The organism is Nonomuraea sp. NPDC049637 (assembly GCF_040675235.1).
GTDB lineage: Bacteria > Actinomycetota > Actinomycetes > Streptosporangiales > Streptosporangiaceae > Nonomuraea.
The window spans coordinates 219,288-234,572 of the sequence record NZ_JBFAOM010000001.1; the positions used below are offsets into that span (position 1 = coordinate 219,288).

Here is a 15,285-nt window from a genome sequence, read left to right on the forward strand (position 1 = left end):
AAAGGCGGGCGGGACCCCACAGGCCGAAGCCGTGACCCCTTAGTTGAACGAGTCGCCACAGGCGCAGGAGCCGGTGGCGTTGGGGTTGTCGATGGTGAAGCCCTGCTTCTCGATCGTGTCGACGAAGTCGATGCTGGCGCCCATCAGGTAGGGGGCGCTCATGCGGTCGGTGACCACGCTGACCCCGCCGAAGTCCGTCACCACGTCACCGTCCATGGAACGGTCGTCGAAGAAGAGCTGGTAGCGCAGGCCGGAGCAACCACCCGGCTGCACGGCGACCCTCAGCTGCAGACCTTCCTCACCCTGCTGCTCCAGCAGGCTCTTGACCTTCGCGGCGGCCGCGTCAGTCAGGATCAGGCCCTGCGTCGTGGTCTCGCTGCTCTCAACCGTCATCTGCTGACTCCCTAACCCGGCTGTCTGTTTCCGACGTCCTACTGATGACGCTACCAACACCTCGCCCATGCCACACATTCCCGGGTCCCCTACCCCCGGAATAACCACGTTCGTCCATGTGTCATAGTGAGTATCGTCAAAACGACGATAAGGGGGTATGGCGATGGCCACCCAGACTGGGCTGCCGCTCTTCGTCCTCGGGCAGGGCGCCGATCCGCACAGCGAGAAGGGCGTCGACTGCCCCGGCGAGCTGCCGCCCGCGTCCGACCCTGACCTGGTCGAACGCGCCCGCAAGGCCAAGGAGGCGCTGGGCGACCGCCTGTTCGTGCTGGGCCACCACTACCAGCGCGACGAGGTCATCCAGTTCGCCGACGTGACCGGCGACTCCTTCAAGCTCGCCCAGCAGGCCGCCGCGCGGCCCGAGGCGGAGTTCATCGTCTTCTGCGGCGTGCACTTCATGGCCGAGTCCGCCGACATCCTCACCGGCGAGGCCCAGAAGGTGGTGCTGCCCGACCTCGCCGCCGGGTGCTCCATGGCCGACATGGCCACGTTCGACCAGGTGGAGGAGTGCTGGGAGGCCCTTGAGGACGCCGGTCTGGCCGGCGAGGTGGTCCCCGTCACGTACATGAACTCCAGCGCCGACATCAAGGCGTTCTGCGGGCGCAACGGCGGCGTGGTGTGCACCTCCTCCAACGCCAGGAGGGCGCTCGACTGGGCCTTCGAGCAGGGCCGCAAGGTGCTGTTCCTGCCCGACCAGCACCTCGGGCGCAACACGGCGGTGCTGGAGATGGGCATGTCGCTGGAGGACTGCGTGGTCTGGAACCCGCACCGGCCCGACGGCGGGCTGACCCGCGAGCAGCTCGACCGGGCGCGGATGATCCTGTGGAAGGGCCACTGCTCGGTGCACGGCCGCTTCACGGCCGAGTCCGTCGACGACGTGCGCGCGCGCATCCCCGGCGTGAACGTGCTGGTGCACCCCGAGTGCCGGCACGAGGTGGTGCTCAAGGCCGACCACGTGGGCTCGACCGAGCACATCATCAAGACCCTGCAGGCCGCGCCCGCCGGGTCGAGCTGGGCCGTCGGCACGGAGCTGAACCTGGTCAAGCGGCTGGCCGCGATGTTCCCCGACAAGAACGTGTCGTTCCTGGACCGGACGGTCTGCTACTGCTCCACGATGAACCGGATCGACCTGCCGCACCTGGTGTGGGCGCTGGAGTCGCTCGTGCTGGGCGACGTCGTCAACCGGATCACGGTGGACGAGGACACCGCCCACTGGGCCAGGGTCGCGCTGGACCGCATGCTGGCGCTCCCGTAACGCCCTCCCCCGGCGGGCCGGGCCCGTGGCGAGGAGCGCCCGCCCTCGCCACGGGCCCGGCCGCGTTCCGGACGGGCCCGACGCGGGTCCCGGCTCGGTCGCGGCGCGGGTCCCGGCTTCAGGCGAAGTCGTAGCCGACGCGGACGCCGACCGTCAGCGTCTGGCGGCCGGGGCTGACCGAGGACGCGCTGTCGGCCGCTGCGGCCATCGTGACCAGCGGCTGGGGGCCGCCCCTGACGTCCTCGGAGATCGACACCACCGGGCCGAGCGGGCGGCCGGCCAGCTCGGCGTAGTGGGCGGCCTTGGCCGCGGCGTCCCTGAACGCCCTCGTCCTGGCCTCGCCGAGCACCGACGCCGGGTCGGACAGCTCGAAGGCCACGCCGTTGAGCCGGGCCTCCTCGCCCACGCCGGCGACCGTGTCGATGACGGCGTCGGCCCGCGACAGGTCCCTGACGACCACCTCGACGCCCTGGGCCGCCCGGTAGGCCGAGACCTTCGGGTAGACCTCGTACTCGGGGCCGAGCGAGAGCTCGACCGTGCGCACGTCGTGGGCCGCGACCCCGGCCCCGGCCAGCGCGTCGGCCAGCCGGGCCGCGGCGGCCCTGACGGCCGTGAACGCCTCGGACGCCGACGCCCTGCGCACCTCGACGCCCGCCGTCAACCGCAGGACGTCGGGCGCGGCCTGCACGCTGCCCTCACCGACGACGGAGATGTCCACGCCTGCCCCCCTCGACTGGGTTCGCCTCGATCCTACGAGCCTGCCCCCACCCGCGGGCGGTTCACACGGCGTCGACGATCGCGTCCGGATCGTCCAGCTCGATCTGGTGCCCCGAGCGGGGCAGCAGCACCAGCTTGGCGTCGAGGCGGGCCGCCAGGCTCTGCCTGCGGGCGTCCCGGCCGCCCGCGGCGAGCACGGTGACCGGGATGTCGGGAAAGGGATGGCCGGCGCGGATGTCGCGGAGGTCGGCGGCCATGTCGCGGCGGGCCAGCCACTCCCCCGCCACGGCCGCGGGCACCTTGCCCATCCGGTACACGCCGAAGGGGTCGCCCATGCCGGTGACCAGGCGGTGCGCCGGCGGCCCGGTCAGGCGGGCCAGCACGTTCGCGCCCCACGTGCCGCCGAGCGCGGGCAGCCACGCCCCCAGTGCGGCGGCGAGCGCGAGCGGCCGGCCCACGGGCGGCGGGCTGGGGTCCACCAGGACGAGCTTGGCCACGCAGAGCGGGTGCAACCGGGCGAACGCCTCGGCGTGCCAGCAGGACAGGCCGTGCGCGACCAGGGTCACCTGGGACGGCTGCGCGGGCGCCAGCGCGGCCAGCCGGGCCACCTCGCCGTACAGGGTGGGCCGGTCGGTCGCGGGCGGGCTGAGGCCGAGCCCCGGACGGTCGAAGCGGACGACCCGGTGGCAGGCGGCCAGTCCGGCGGCCACGGCGTCCCAGTGGAACCAGGCGCCGCCGAGACCGGCCGTGATGAGCACGCCGGGGCCCGCGCCCTGGTCGAGGACGTGCGGAGGCCCGGCGGGGGCCTCGTCGTCGTCATGGACGAGCAGCCGCAGCGCCACGTACACGACCCAGACGGCGACCATGGTGAGCTGGATCCGGTGGGCGACGCCGGCCAGCCGTCCGGCGGCCAGGGCGGCCAGCATGAGAGCGGTGGCGCCCACGTTCAGGCCGGTGAACAACCACGACACCCACGAGCGCCAGCGCGCGGAGAGCACCGCCATGGCGGTCAGCACGGCCGTCGTGGCCAGCGCGCCGGCCACCATGTGGAGCCGGTGCGAGACCCCCACGCCGCGGCAGGTGGGGTCGCTCAGCGCGGCGCAGTCGAGCGGGACCAGGCCGGAGACGACCGTCAGCAGCCCGAAGGCGGCCAGCGCCAGCCAGCCGGCCCACTCGCGCGCCACCCTGGGCAGCGTCGCGACGGCGGCCAGGCAGGCCAGCCCGGCCAGCACGTCGCTGACCCGGAACAGGCGCGTCCACGGCTGGTCGCGGGCGGCCAGCTCGCTCACGTAGCCGTCGGTCCTGTCCACGGCGGGCGTGGTGAACTGGCCGGTGATCCAGGCGCTGTACAGCACGGCCGCCACGATGAGCGCCGCGGCCGCGGCGACGAACAACCTTCGCTCCACGTGATGATTAGAACACCATCCGTGGTCAAAGGCCCGGGGCACCCCATACCGGGAACCATCGGCCGAGGTCGGCCTCCAGCGGCAGCTCGCCGTCCAGGACGCCTCTGGCCTGCAGTTCGAGGGCGTTGTCGCGCCTGTTCCCGGGCAGCGGCGCGAACGGGTAGAACGTGCCGCGCTTGTACAGGTACACGACCGCCAGCCGTCTGCCCGCCGGATCGGCGAACGACACCAGCGAGCACAGCAGCGAGGGCCCGAACCCGGCCGACTCCAGCGAGGAGTTGACCGCGTGCAGCTCGGTGACCAGGTCGCTGACGTCGTCCGGCGCGCGGCGGACCAGCAGCCAGGTGTAGCCGTAGCCGTCGTCGGACTCCTCGACGCGCCCGCCGAGCAGCGCCTTGACGTCGCTCTCCAGCGTGGCGAACGCGCCGCCCTCCGCGGCCCTGAACGACACCGAGCCGAGACCGGTGGGGACGAGACCGGTCGCGGCCTGGAGCGTCACGGCGGCGGACGGCAGCGCGAACAGCGCGTCGAGGTTGGGCTTGACCGGCTTGGACCGGCCCAGCAGCGAGTCGAGCCAGCCCATACGGCCTCAGCCCCTTCCGAGCTGCTTGGAGATGGACGCGAGCAGTTCGAGCCGGCGCTCCAGCGGCGGATGCGTGGAGAACAGGTTCGCCAGCGTCTCCCCCCTGGCCAGGGCGGGCGCGAAGTAGAAGGCGTTGAACGGCGCCGCCTCGCGCAGGTCGGTGGTCGGGATCCGGGCCATGTCGCCGGTGACCTTGGTCAGCGCGCTGGCCAGGGCCGACGGACGCTGCGTGAGCAGCGCTCCGGCCCGGTCGGCGGCCAGCTCGCGGTAACGCGACAGGGCTCTGGTGAGCAGGAAGCTGACGGCGTACACGACCAGCGAGACGAACATGATGATCAGCCCGACCGGCACGCCGCCCTGGCCGTTGTCCCGGCGCCCGCCGAAGCCGGCGTACAGGGCGAACCTCGTCATCAGCCCGGCGACGATGCCGAGGAACGAGGCGATCGTCATGACGGCGACGTCGCGATGGGCGACGTGCGACAACTCGTGCGCCAGCACGCCTTCGAGCTCCTGAGGCTCCAGGCGGCGCAGGATGCCCGTCGTCACGCAGACGACGGCCCGCTTCTGGTTACGGCCGGTGGCGAAGGCGTTGGGGACGTCGGAGTCGGCGATCGCCACCCGCGGCTTGGGCATGTCCGCCAGCGCGCACAGCCGGTCGATGAGGCCGTGGAGCTCGGGGGCCTCCTGTGGGGAGACCTCCCGTCCGTGCATCGCGAACAGGGCGATGCGGTCGGACAGGAAGTACTGCACCAGCAGCAGCCCCCCGGCGAGCACCAGCACGGTCAGCGCGCGCACGCCGAGGGCGATCAGCACGCCGACGAACGCCACGTAGAGCAGCCCCAGCAGGAACATCGTCACGACCATGCGGCGGGTCAGGCCGCTGTCGGACGCGAACCACGTGCCCACGGGGCTCAGCCCGGGATGAGGCCTTGGTCGCCCAGCATCTCCCGGACCTCCTCGATCGAGGCGTCCGCGGGGGGAAGGATCAGCTCTGACGGCTCAAGGCTGTCGTCGGGAAGCGCCTTGCCCACATGGCGCACCTTGTCGAGCAACGCGTGCAGCTTGACGCGGAAGGCCCCCTCGTCACCGGTCTCGATGGCGGCCTCCAGCTCGCTGTCGAGCTCGTTGAGCACCGCGATGTCGTCCGGCGAGATCTCGACCTGGCCCTCGCCCATGATTCTGACGATCATGCGTTCTCCCCGGGCTGACGCAGCTGCTGGGTGTGACCCTGCTGCGGCTGGGCCTGCTGCTGCGGCTGGCCCTGCTCGATGGCGCTCTTGGGCGCCGGGCCCTGGCCCAGCTCGGCCTTCATCCGGGCCAGCTCCAGCTCGACGTCCATGCCGCCGCCCATGCGGTCGAGCTCGGCCTGGATGTCGTCGCCGCGGGTGCCGCTGAAGTCGTCGAGCGCGCCACTGGCCAGCAGCTCGTCGATCGCGCCGGCGCGGGCCTGCATCTGCGCCGTCTTGTCCTCGGCGCGCTGGATCGCCAGGCCGACGTCGCCCATCTCCTCGGAGATGCCGGAGAACGCCTCGTTGATGCGCGTCTGGGCCTCGGCGGCGGTGTAGGTCGCCTTGATCGTCTCCTTCTTCGTGCGGAAGGAGTCGACCTTGGCCTGCAGCCGCTGGGAAGCCGTGGTCAGCTTCTCCTCCTCGGCCTGCAGGTTGTCGTGCTGGACCTTGAGGTCGGCCATCTGCCCCTGCAGATTGGACCGCCGCTGCAGGGCCTCGCGGGCGAGGTCCTCGCGCCCGACGGACAGCGCCTTGCGGCCCTGGTCCTCGTAGCGCCTGGCCTGCGCCTCCAGGCCGTTGATCTGCAGTTCTACCCGCTTGCGCGAGGTGGCCACGTCGGCCACCCCTCGACGCACCTTCTGCAGCAACTCGAGCTGCCGCTGATAGGAGTAGTCAAGCGTCTCGCGCGGATCCTCCATCTTGTCCAGGGCCTTGTTGGCCTTGGACTTGAAGATCATCGAAAGTCTCTTCATCACGCTCATGCGCGTCGGCCGTCCCCTTCTAGGTCGTGCTGGTGTTCACCCAATGCAGCGCAGCCGCCTTGGGATTACCCTACGCATAACGCACGGGGGCGTCACTAAGTTGCAGTCCAGGTAGGGTTGACGTGTGTTGCGACGCCGATCCCAAACCTCCGTGGACGACACCCCCGTCCCCGTTGACGATCCTAAGCCCCAGGGTAAAGGTCGTCCCACACCCAAGCGCCGGGATGCCGAGGGCAGACGACGCCAGCCGGTCTCCGCGCCGAAGGACCGCAAGGAGGCCTATCGGCAGATGCGCGCCAAGCAGGCCGCCGAGCGCGACCGGGCCCGCAAGGGCATGCTCGCAGGTGACGAGCGTTATCTTCCGGTTCGCGACAAGGGCCCGGCGCGCAAGTTCGCGCGCGACTGGGTCGACTCGCGGCGCCTGCCCAGCCAGTACTTCCTGCCGTTCTCGCTACTGATCCTGCTGGCCACCTGGATCCCGTGGCCGATCGAGATCCGCGCCAAGGTGCTCAACATCGTGATCGCGGTCGGCTGGCCGATCATGATGGTCGGCGTCCTGGCCACCTCCCTCTACGTGGCGTGGAAGGTGAAGAAGGAGGTCGCGGCCAAGCTCCCCAACGAGAGCGTGAAGGGCGTCGGCTTCTACGCGGCGATGCGCGCTTTGCAGATCCGCAAGCTGCGCTTCCCGCCGCCCACGGTGCTGCCGGGCGGGAGGCCCGCGCCGCCCAAGAAGTAGCCCCGTTTTCCCGATTTTTCGGGAAAACGGCTTATCGGCGACGCCCGCGTGCCCATCACCGTCCGGTGGTGGGCACTCGTGCTTCCCGCCTCCCCGCGTCCCGCCCGCTCAGCGGGCGGGTTTCCAGCGCAGGAGGCCGCCGGTGACCACGGGGCGGCGTCCGTCGATCGTGCCGCCCCGTTCGAGGGCGTCGGCGACGGTCCGCAGCAGCGTGTACGACGACCGCAGCCGCCTGGCCGTGACCCCGGCCACCGTCCCGTCGGCCGAGCTCACGGTGGCGTACGCCGTGGCGCCGTCGGCGGTCGTGTAGGACAGGATCGGGATCAGCAGGCCGTCCCAGGAGCCGGCCGGGCGGCGGGCGCACATCTCGCGCCAGGCGTCCCTGATGCCGCGGACGGTGAGGTGGTCACCCGCCCCGGGGCGGAAGCCGAGGATCCCGGCGCCGCGCGCGCCGTTGTGGCGCAGCAGGGAGGCGCGCAGGGCGTCGGGGAAGTCCACGCCCATCTGCGACTCCGCCACGGCGATCGTGCGCGCCCTGACCGGGCCGCCGAGCGTGCGGTAGGTGCGGGGGGCGTTGCTCCTGAGCCAGCGTTCGATGCGCCGCCACTGGGCGTCCACGGCCCGCTTGACGTCGGGCGCGACCCTGCGGGGGTCGATCGGGCGGCGCCGGGGCGCGCAGTTGGGCGCCTGGGCGGCGGAGGCGGCGGGCGTGGGCTGCGCGGTCGCCGCGGGGTCGGCCGGCGGCTCCACGGGCGTCAGGGGCGTCACGGGTGTCAGGGCCTCGCGGCCCGCCGGGGGCGGTTCCTCCTGCTCGGTGACGGCGCGCACGAGGGCCAGGGCGCCGCGCTGCACCGACGTCCCCATCAGGGCGAACCCCAGCGTCAGGGTCACGACGACCCCGATGACCAGCCACGACAGGACCGTCCCCGCACCCCGGCGCCGCGGCGCGGGAGCCGGGACGGACGGCGGCGGCTCGGCCCGCGGCAGGCGGGCCCGGCGGCGCAACCGCACCGCGAGGGCGATCAGGACGGCCGCGGTGAGAGCCTGGCGGACGAGCTTGAGCACGTCGCGCACCCTATCCCGAATCGAATCGGCTCATGTGACGCTCTATGGTCGAACGTATGGAATTCCGACACCTCGGCCGCAGCGGTCTCCTGGTCAGCGAGATCAGCTACGGCAACTGGCTCACCCACGGCTCCCAGGTCGAGGAGGACGCCGCCAAGCTGTGCGTGCAGGCGGCGCTCGACGAGGGCATCACCACCTTCGACACCGCCGACGTCTACGCGGGGACGAAAGCCGAGGAGGTGCTCGGCCGGGCGCTCAAGGGCGTCCGCAGGGAGTCGCTGGAGATCTTCACCAAGGTCTACTGGCCCACGGGCCCCGGCAAGAACGACCGCGGGCTGTCCCGCAAGCACATCACCGAGTCGATCCACGCCTCGCTGCGCCGCCTCCAGACCGACTACGTCGACCTGTACCAGGCCCACCGCTTCGACAACGAGACCCCCCTCGAGGAGACCCTCAAGACGTTCGACGACCTCGTGCGCCAGGGCAAGGTGCTCTACGTCGGCGTCAGCGAGTGGACGGCCGAGCAGATCGGCCGCGCGCTGAAGATCGCCGACGAGATGGGCTTCGACCGGATCGTGTCGAACCAGCCGCAGTACTCGATGTTGTGGCGGGTCATCGAGGCTGAGGTCGTGCCGCTGAGCGAGCGCGAGGGCATCGGCCAGATCGTCTGGTCGCCGATCGCGCAGGGCGTGCTCACCGGCAAGTACCTGCCCGGTCAGCAGCCTCCGCAGGGCTCGCGGGCGACCGACGCGAGCGGCAGCGCCATGATCGCGCGGTACATGAACGACGACGTGCTCACCCGCGTGCAGGAGCTGCGGCCGATCGCCGACGACCTCGGCCTGACCATGGCCCAGCTCGCCGTGGCCTGGGTGCTGCAGAACCCGAACGTCTCCAGCGCCATCGTCGGCGCCACCCGCCCCGAGCAGGTGCGCGACAACGTCAAGGCGGCCGGCGTCAAGCTGGAGGACGACGTGCTCAAGCGCATCGACGACGTGCTCGGCACGGTCGTGGAGCGCGACCCGGCCAAGACGGTGAGCCCCGCCACCCGTCCGTGACCCGGAAAACGGAAAACCCCTTGAGCCACAATGCGCTCAAGGGGTTTCCGTTTTTTCGCGGATCACTCCGGACGCAATGACAATCCCGTGTATTCGACGCGGTCCTCGTCGAGCAGCGCCACCTGCTCGACGCCGGATTCGAGCAGCTCACGCCAGTTCTCCCCGAGCCAGGACTCCGCATCGGCCTGACTCGGGAAAACCTCTCGCGGCAAAGGGCGGTCCGTCACCTCACCACCATTTGCATTTTCATAACGCCACCGCCATGTCATGCCATACGCTCCTTCTCCGCGGGTTCGCCGGCGCCTTCCCTCCGACGGCACTGGAACCCTACTCCCGAGCTCGGAGGTCCATCGATGCTGCGCGCGGGCCGTGTTGCCGCGGCGGTCGTCCTGGGGGCGGCCGCCGTACTCCTTCTCCCCTCCTCCGCGCTCGGCTCACCCTCCTCGCGGCCCGCTGGTCCCGCGCCGGAGGTCGTGCGGCTGTGGGGGGTCTGGCGCAGCGACGGCACGGCGTGGCTGGCGTCCACGGCCGCGTACGAGCCGGCGGACGGCTCGGTCGTGGGGTGGCGCTTCGCGGTCTCGGCCGACGGGGCGGTGGGCGAGCCGCCGGGGGGTGAGCTGCCGTCGTTCCCGGCGGTGTGCGTCCAGGACGCGGCCGGTTCGGGGCACAAGCGGGTGGTGGTCGCGGTGGACTTCGGGGACGGGGAGGGCGACGTCCCGCCCGGTGACCGGCCGCCGGCGCACCCGCTGCTGCGCTGCGTGACCGGCGCCGAGGACGCGACCGCCGCCCAGCTCCTGGCCGCCGCGGCCAGGGTCGGCGTGAACGGGCGCGGCGAGGTCGTGTCGGTCAGCGGCTACCCGTCCCGGGGCTCGGGGACCGTCCCGTCCGGGAGTGCGGAGAGCGCTCCGTCCGGGGAGCCGGACGTCGCCGAGCGGGCCGCCGAGCCCGCCAGCGCGCCCGGCGGCATTCCGGCGCCGCTGATCGCGGCCGCCGCCGGGGTGCTGTTGCTGGTCGGCGCGGGCACGGCCCTGGCCGCCCGCCGCCGCCCCGGTCGGGCGGGTCGGGCCGGTCGGTAGCCTCTGGGCGGTGAAGCTTCTTCTCTCCGGGACCGGGGGTGCGGCGGGCTGGCCCGTGGACGGGTGCTCGTGCGCCTCGTGCGCCCGGCTCCCCCAAGGCCGTCGCCGCCCCTTCGAGCTGGTCGTGGACGACGCGGCGCGGTTCCCCTTCACCGGCGGCGGCGCGTTCGGCGGCGGGCTCGGCCTGGTGGCGGCCGACGGCGCGGCGGTGTTGTGCCTGCCGCCGGGCCGGGAGGCCCCCTCCGACGGTCCCGCCCGCTACGACATCGTCGTGCTGGACCTGCTGGACCGCCCGGAGCGGCTCGGCGAGCTGCGCCGCGCGGGGCTGGCCGACGAGCGGACCACGGTGGTGGCCGCGTGGCTGGACCACCGGATCAGGTCGGAGGAGGAGCTGGCCAGGCGGCTGCGGTTGTGGGGGGCGGTGGCCGTGCCGGACGGGACGGTCCTGGAGTGCGGCGGAACGGTACGCGAGACGCCGCCGCGGCGGGCGCTGCTGCTCGGCGGGTCCAGGTCGGGCAAGTCGGCCGAGGCCGAGCTGCGGCTGGCGGCCGAGCCGTACGTCACCTATGTCGCCACCGGCGGCGACGGCGCGGCGGACGGCGAATGGGCGGCGCGGGTACGGGCGCACCGGGAACGGCGGCCCGCTCACTGGGACACGGCCGAGACGACGGACCTGGTGGCGGTCATCGCGGCGGCGCGCACGCCCCTGCTGATCGACGGGCTGGGCACGTGGCTGGCGGCGGTGTTCGACGAGCACGGGGCCTGGGACGGCGACCGCACGCCGGTCGCCCGGCGCTGCGCGGAGCTGGTCGAGGCGTGGCGCGGCACGCCGGTGCCGCTCGTGGCGGTCTCGGACGAGGTGGGAATGGGCGTGGTGCCCGCCACGTCCGCCGGCCGGGCCTTCAGGGACGCGCTCGGCAAGCTCAACGAACGGCTCGCCGCCGAGTCCGAGTACGTCGCCCTGGTGGTCGCGGGACGCCTTCTGGAACTGTGACCTCGGGCCCCCGGAGCAGGGGCTACGGGCGTACGGCTCTGGCGTACCAGCGGCCGTCGAGGCGGTCGACGTGCAGCGGGCGGCCGAAGCACTCGGACAGCAGGCCGGGGGTGAGCACCTCCGACACCGGCCCGGCGGCCAGCAGCCGCGAGTCGCGCATGAGCAGCGCGTGCGTGGTGGTCGCGGGCACCTCCTCCAGGTGGTGGGTCACGGTGACCGTGGTCAGCACCGGACGGGTGGCGGCCAGCTGCTCGACGGCGGTGATGAGGTCCTCGCGGGCCGGCAGGTCGAGTCCGGCGAACGGCTCGTCGAGCAGCAGCACGGCGGGCTCGGCCATGAGCGCCCTGGCCACCCTGACCCGGGCCCGCTCCCCTTGCGAGCACACCCGGAACGGGCGCTCGACCAGGTCCTTGCAGCCCAGGTCGGCCAGCAGTCGGGTGGCGCGCTCGCGCTCGTTGTCGCCGTACTTGTCCCACAGCGGGACGCTCGTGCCGGTGTGGCCGGTCAGGACCACCGTGTGGGCGGTGGCGCCCTCCTCCTCCAGCAGGTCTTCGTCGATCAGCCGCTGGCTGGCCGCGACCAGGCCGATGTGGCGGCGCAGCTCTCGCAGGTCGACCCGGCCGAGCCGGTGGCCGAGCACGCTGACCGCGCCCTCGCTCGGGTGGCGCACCGCCCCGGCCAGTGAGAGCAGAGTGGTCTTGCCCGCGCCGTTGGGGCCGAGGATCACCCAGTGGTCGCCGTACGCCACCTGCCAGTCGATGCCGTCGAGCAGCGTTTTGCCGACAACCCGGACAGCTACACCTTCGAGTTCAAGCACGTGCATTCCCGCCACATTAGTCGGCCCTAGGATCGGTCGTTATGCCGCTTGCTGAGCTGACCCATGGGCTGCGCTTCGCCATCGGCATGCTCAGCGCCGTTCCCGTGCCGGTCGACAGGATCGATCGGGAGGTCGCCGGGCCGGCCATGGTGGCCGCCCCCGCGGTCGGGCTGGGGCTCGGCGCGGTCGCCGGCCTGGCGCTGCTGCTGCCGGGGCCGCCGCTGCTGGGCGCGGCGCTCGCGCTCGGGCTGCTGGCCGCGCTCACCCGGGGGCTGCACCTGGACGGGCTGGCCGACCTGGCCGACGGCCTGGGCAGCGGCCGGCCCGCCAAAGACGCCCTCGACATCATGAAAAAGTCGGACATCGGGCCGTTCGGGGTGATGACGCTGGTCCTCACACTGCTCGTCCAGGCGGCGGCGCTGACCGGGGCCGGTTACCCCGCCCTGGTGACCGCCTGCGTGGCCGGGCGGCTGGCGCTCACCTGGGCGTGCCGGGCGAGCGTGCCCGCCGCGCGGCCCGGCGGGCTCGGGGCGATGGTGGCGGGCACCGTCGGCGATCCGGCGGCGTGGCTGGCCACGGTCGCCGCCCTGGCCGTGACCGGCGGGCTGGGGCTGGCGGCCGGGACGTGGGCGCCGCCGGTCGCCCTGGCGGCCGGGCTCGGGGCGGCGCTGCTGCTGCTCCGGCACGCCCGGCGGCGGCTCGGCGGCGTCACGGGTGACGTGTTCGGCGCGCTGGTGGAGACCGGGACGGCGGCCGCGCTGGTGGTGTACGCGATCCTGGCCTGACCGCCAGACCGCCAGACCGCCAGACCGCCAGACCGCCAGACCGGCGGACCGGCGGACCGGCGCAGGCGGGGTCAGGCGGCCGGCTGCGGGGCGCGGGCGCGCAGGCGGCGCAGGAGCACCACGCAGAGCAGGGCGAGCGGGACCCAGCCGACCAGCCCGGTGAGCCCGGACACCGCCGTGTCGGGCGGGGCCGCGGCGTCCCCGAGCAGCAACACGGCGGGCAACACCGCGTTCAGCGAGCCGTGCGCGACCACGCAGGGCCACACGCTGCCCGTACGCAGCCGCAGCCAGCCGATCGCGACGCCGGCCAGCACGCAGAAGCCGGTGAACTGCAGCGCCGCCCACGACCCGAGGCTCGGGTAGTTGTAGCCGAGCAGGGTGAGCGGGGCGTGCCACAGCCCCCAGATCGCCCCGGACAGCGCCAGGCCGCCGATCGGGCCGTACGTGGCGGACAGCCTGGGCAGCAGCCAGCCGCGCCAGCCCCACTCCTCGCCCAGCGCCGGGACCGCGTTCAGCACCGGGCCCGCCAGCACGCCGATGGCGATCTGCAGGTAGAGCGCCGGGCCCGGGTCGGCCGGCGGCTGCACGCCCGCGGCCGCGAGCTGGGCCCGGAACAGGCTGAACCGGTCGAGGTCGAGCGGGAACAGCCCGACGGCGGTGCTGAGCCCGGCGCAGACGGCGATCAGCAGCGGCACGCCCAGCCAGGCGGCCAGCACGTACCGGCCGGTGCGGCCCTTGCTGTCGCCCAGGGTCAGGCCGGTCTCGGCGGCCCAGCGCCGCCAGGGCGCGCGCGACAGCGCCCACACCCCGAGCACCCCGGCGGTCGGCGTGAACATCATGACCGCGGCCAGCCCCTTGGCCGCCGGCGAGCCCAGCCCCGCGCCGAGCCAGATGGGCAGCGCCACCAGCCAGGACAGCCCGAAGGCGAGGGCGAGGAAGACGGGAAGCTGTTTTCTCATGACCGTGCACGCTCCGAGACGAGGGCGTTGATGAGGGAGGCGCCGCGCTCGGCGTCGTCGATGCTGATCGCCAGCCGCCCCCCGGAGCGGTAGCCGACGACCAGGCACTCGCCGCCGCGCAGCATGATGGTGGCCGCGCCGGGCAGGCCGCGGAAGCCCCAGCCGCCGACCTCGCTCGGCCTGCGGTCCTCGGTCCAGGCCCGGTCGATCCGCGACAGCGGGATCCTGCGCGCCGGGACGCCGAACGGCCCGAAGCCGATGACGAGCGCGTCGTCGCCGACCCGTACGGACAGCGTCGCCGTCGCCAGCCCCGCGACCAGCACGATCACCGCCCCGGGCAGGGCGGAGGCCAAGGTCGCCGGCGACAGGACGCCGGCCAGGCGCAGCCCGCAGAGCACGACGACCGCCGCCGCGGCCACCAGCGTCAGCGCGACCAGCCAGGGGTTGACCAGCCGGCTGACCCAGACCGTACGGCGGCCGGGCCGCAGCTTCATGGCCGGGGGCGGCGCGACGCCCTCGACCGGGTCGGGCCCGCCCCTGCCGAGGGACCCGGCGAGCACGCCCACGCCGAGCGAGCCGACGACGACCAGCGGGACGTGCCAGCCGGGAAGGCTCGCGGCCGTCCAGTCGGGCACGTCGAGGTTGGCCGCCAGCGTGGCGGCCTGCGTGCCGAGCACCAGGACGCCGCCGCCGAACAGCCCGCCCCACCACAGCGCCCGCCCGTTGCGGTGCCGCAGCGCCCAGCCCCGCGCGGCGACGGCCAGGAACGCGATCCACACCACGGTCCACACCGCCGCCACGGTCAGCACGTGGGCCTGGAAGGAGGCCGAGCCGTCGACGCCCGATGCGCCCCAGTGGGTGGCCAGCGGGTCGGGCAGCCGGTCGCGCAGCCCCAAGGGGGCCAGGACCAGGGCCGCCGTGACGGCCGCGCCCCACGCGGCCGCCGGGATTCGGGGGTTCATGGCAGATCCTCCAGGATGGTGATGAGGTCCTCACGGCGGTAGCCGTGCCTCTTGGCCTCCTCCAGCAGCTCCCGGGCGCGCTGCACGAGCAGCGCGCGCCCGTCGGCCTGGCCCGCGACGCTGACCCCGCGGCCCCGCCTGAACTCCAGCAGCCCTTCGTCGCGCAGGTCGCGCAGCGCGCGCAGCACGGTGTTGGGGTTGATGCCGAGCGCCCTGGCGAGGTCGCGGGCCGGTGGAAGGCGGTCGCCGGGCGCGTAGGAGCCCTCGCCGATGGCGCGGCGGATGGCGCCGGCCACCTGTTCATGGAGGGGCCGTGCGTCGTTGAGATCGAGCGCTAGCAACATGATGCTAATGACACTAGCACCATGAAACGGAATGCGCCCGACCAGCATTTGTAGGATGAACCCCTGTTTGTGAGTACGCAGAAACCGT

19 protein-coding genes are annotated in these 15,285 nt (G+C 73.2%); 6 read left to right on the forward strand and 13 right to left on the reverse strand.

Features of this window, described 5'->3' with window-relative positions; all coding sequences use genetic code 11:
- Positions 1–39: 39 nt before the first annotated feature.
- The gene (gene erpA, locus AB0J71_RS01015) at positions 40–393 is read right to left on the reverse strand and encodes an iron-sulfur cluster insertion protein ErpA (RefSeq protein ID WP_049566397.1); all 354 of its coding nucleotides are present in this window, start codon (positions 391–393) and stop codon (positions 40–42) included.
- A gap of 157 nt (positions 394–550) precedes the next feature.
- Between erpA and nadA the strand changes: the two genes are divergently transcribed.
- Positions 551–1,708: a quinolinate synthase NadA gene (nadA, locus tag AB0J71_RS01020; RefSeq protein WP_364411836.1), complete on the forward strand. Its 1,158-nt coding sequence runs from the start codon at positions 551–553 to the stop codon at positions 1,706–1,708.
- 118 nt (positions 1,709–1,826) lie between these two features.
- On the opposite strand, the gene AB0J71_RS01025 is transcribed toward nadA, so the two are convergent.
- The 6 genes from AB0J71_RS01025 to AB0J71_RS01050 all read right to left on the reverse strand — a co-directional run bounded on the left by AB0J71_RS01025 (position 1,827) and on the right by AB0J71_RS01050 (position 6,404).
- Entirely contained in the window at positions 1,827–2,426 is a 600-nt protein-coding gene (locus AB0J71_RS01025; protein ID WP_364390723.1) for an SIMPL domain-containing protein, read from the reverse strand.
- A gap of 61 nt (positions 2,427–2,487) precedes the next feature.
- Positions 2,488–3,831, reverse strand: coding sequence for an alpha/beta fold hydrolase (locus AB0J71_RS01030; RefSeq protein WP_364411839.1), 1,344 nt, complete (start codon positions 3,829–3,831; stop codon positions 2,488–2,490).
- 25 nt (positions 3,832–3,856) lie between these two features.
- On the reverse strand, positions 3,857–4,414 hold the full coding sequence (locus tag AB0J71_RS01035) for a hypothetical protein (RefSeq protein WP_352323078.1): 558 nt from the start codon (positions 4,412–4,414) through the stop codon (positions 3,857–3,859).
- A 6-nt stretch (positions 4,415–4,420) separates the two neighbouring features.
- The gene (gene htpX, locus AB0J71_RS01040) at positions 4,421–5,320 is read right to left on the reverse strand and encodes a zinc metalloprotease HtpX (RefSeq protein WP_364411841.1); all 900 of its coding nucleotides are present in this window, start codon (positions 5,318–5,320) and stop codon (positions 4,421–4,423) included.
- A 5-nt stretch (positions 5,321–5,325) separates the two neighbouring features.
- Positions 5,326–5,604, reverse strand: coding sequence for a hypothetical protein (locus AB0J71_RS01045; protein WP_352323076.1), 279 nt, complete (start codon positions 5,602–5,604; stop codon positions 5,326–5,328).
- On the reverse strand, positions 5,601–6,404 hold the full coding sequence (locus tag AB0J71_RS01050) for a PspA/IM30 family protein (protein WP_352323075.1): 804 nt from the start codon (positions 6,402–6,404) through the stop codon (positions 5,601–5,603). Before AB0J71_RS01050 ends, AB0J71_RS01045 begins: the two co-directional genes overlap by 4 nt.
- A 151-nt stretch (positions 6,405–6,555) precedes the next feature.
- On the opposite strand from AB0J71_RS01050, the gene AB0J71_RS01055 reads away from it, so the two are divergent.
- Complete coding sequence (locus AB0J71_RS01055) at positions 6,556–7,140, forward strand: DUF3043 domain-containing protein (protein WP_352323074.1); 585 nt, start codon at positions 6,556–6,558, stop codon at positions 7,138–7,140.
- Positions 7,141–7,248: 108 nt separating this feature from the next.
- On the opposite strand, the gene AB0J71_RS01060 is transcribed toward AB0J71_RS01055, so the two are convergent.
- On the reverse strand, positions 7,249–8,205 hold the full coding sequence (locus tag AB0J71_RS01060) for a hypothetical protein (protein WP_352323073.1): 957 nt from the start codon (positions 8,203–8,205) through the stop codon (positions 7,249–7,251).
- A gap of 56 nt (positions 8,206–8,261) precedes the next feature.
- Between AB0J71_RS01060 and AB0J71_RS01065 the strand changes: the two genes are divergently transcribed.
- Positions 8,262–9,260: an aldo/keto reductase family protein gene (locus tag AB0J71_RS01065; protein ID WP_352323072.1), complete on the forward strand. Its 999-nt coding sequence runs from the start codon at positions 8,262–8,264 to the stop codon at positions 9,258–9,260.
- A gap of 62 nt (positions 9,261–9,322) precedes the next feature.
- On the opposite strand, the gene AB0J71_RS01070 is transcribed toward AB0J71_RS01065, so the two are convergent.
- Positions 9,323–9,529 carry a hypothetical protein gene (locus tag AB0J71_RS01070; RefSeq protein ID WP_352323071.1) on the reverse strand — a complete coding sequence of 69 codons (207 nt, stop codon included), beginning with the start codon at positions 9,527–9,529 and terminating at the stop codon, positions 9,323–9,325.
- An 84-nt stretch (positions 9,530–9,613) separates the two neighbouring features.
- Here AB0J71_RS01070 and AB0J71_RS01075 point away from each other — a divergent pair, with 84 nt between their 5' ends.
- Positions 9,614–10,336 (forward strand): SCO2322 family protein, encoded by a 723-nt coding sequence (locus AB0J71_RS01075; protein WP_364411844.1) that lies wholly within the window; start codon positions 9,614–9,616, stop codon positions 10,334–10,336.
- 10 nt (positions 10,337–10,346) lie between these two features.
- The gene (locus AB0J71_RS01080) at positions 10,347–11,330 is read left to right on the forward strand and encodes a bifunctional adenosylcobinamide kinase/adenosylcobinamide-phosphate guanylyltransferase (RefSeq protein WP_352323069.1); all 984 of its coding nucleotides are present in this window, start codon (positions 10,347–10,349) and stop codon (positions 11,328–11,330) included.
- A gap of 22 nt (positions 11,331–11,352) precedes the next feature.
- Here the strand turns inward: AB0J71_RS01080 and AB0J71_RS01085 are convergent, their stop codons facing one another.
- Positions 11,353–12,153, reverse strand: coding sequence for an ATP-binding cassette domain-containing protein (locus AB0J71_RS01085; RefSeq protein WP_352323068.1), 801 nt, complete (start codon positions 12,151–12,153; stop codon positions 11,353–11,355).
- A 35-nt stretch (positions 12,154–12,188) separates the two neighbouring features.
- On the opposite strand from AB0J71_RS01085, the gene AB0J71_RS01090 reads away from it, so the two are divergent.
- Positions 12,189–12,932, forward strand: a complete 744-nt coding sequence (locus tag AB0J71_RS01090) for an adenosylcobinamide-GDP ribazoletransferase (RefSeq protein ID WP_352323067.1) — start codon at positions 12,189–12,191, stop codon at positions 12,930–12,932.
- A 71-nt stretch (positions 12,933–13,003) separates the two neighbouring features.
- On the opposite strand, the gene AB0J71_RS01095 is transcribed toward AB0J71_RS01090, so the two are convergent.
- From AB0J71_RS01095 to AB0J71_RS01105, 3 genes are read right to left on the reverse strand one after another with little or no spacing between them, the layout of a single operon-like run.
- Positions 13,004–13,891, reverse strand: a complete 888-nt coding sequence (locus AB0J71_RS01095) for a CPBP family intramembrane glutamic endopeptidase (protein WP_364411846.1) — start codon at positions 13,889–13,891, stop codon at positions 13,004–13,006.
- Positions 13,888–14,853, reverse strand: a complete 966-nt coding sequence (locus AB0J71_RS01100; RefSeq protein WP_364411849.1) for a hypothetical protein — start codon at positions 14,851–14,853, stop codon at positions 13,888–13,890. The genes AB0J71_RS01095 and AB0J71_RS01100 overlap by 4 nt, the downstream gene beginning before the upstream one ends.
- The gene (locus tag AB0J71_RS01105; protein ID WP_352323064.1) at positions 14,850–15,197 is read right to left on the reverse strand and encodes a GntR family transcriptional regulator; all 348 of its coding nucleotides are present in this window, start codon (positions 15,195–15,197) and stop codon (positions 14,850–14,852) included. Before AB0J71_RS01105 ends, AB0J71_RS01100 begins: the two co-directional genes overlap by 4 nt.
- Positions 15,198–15,285 lie beyond the last annotated feature (88 nt).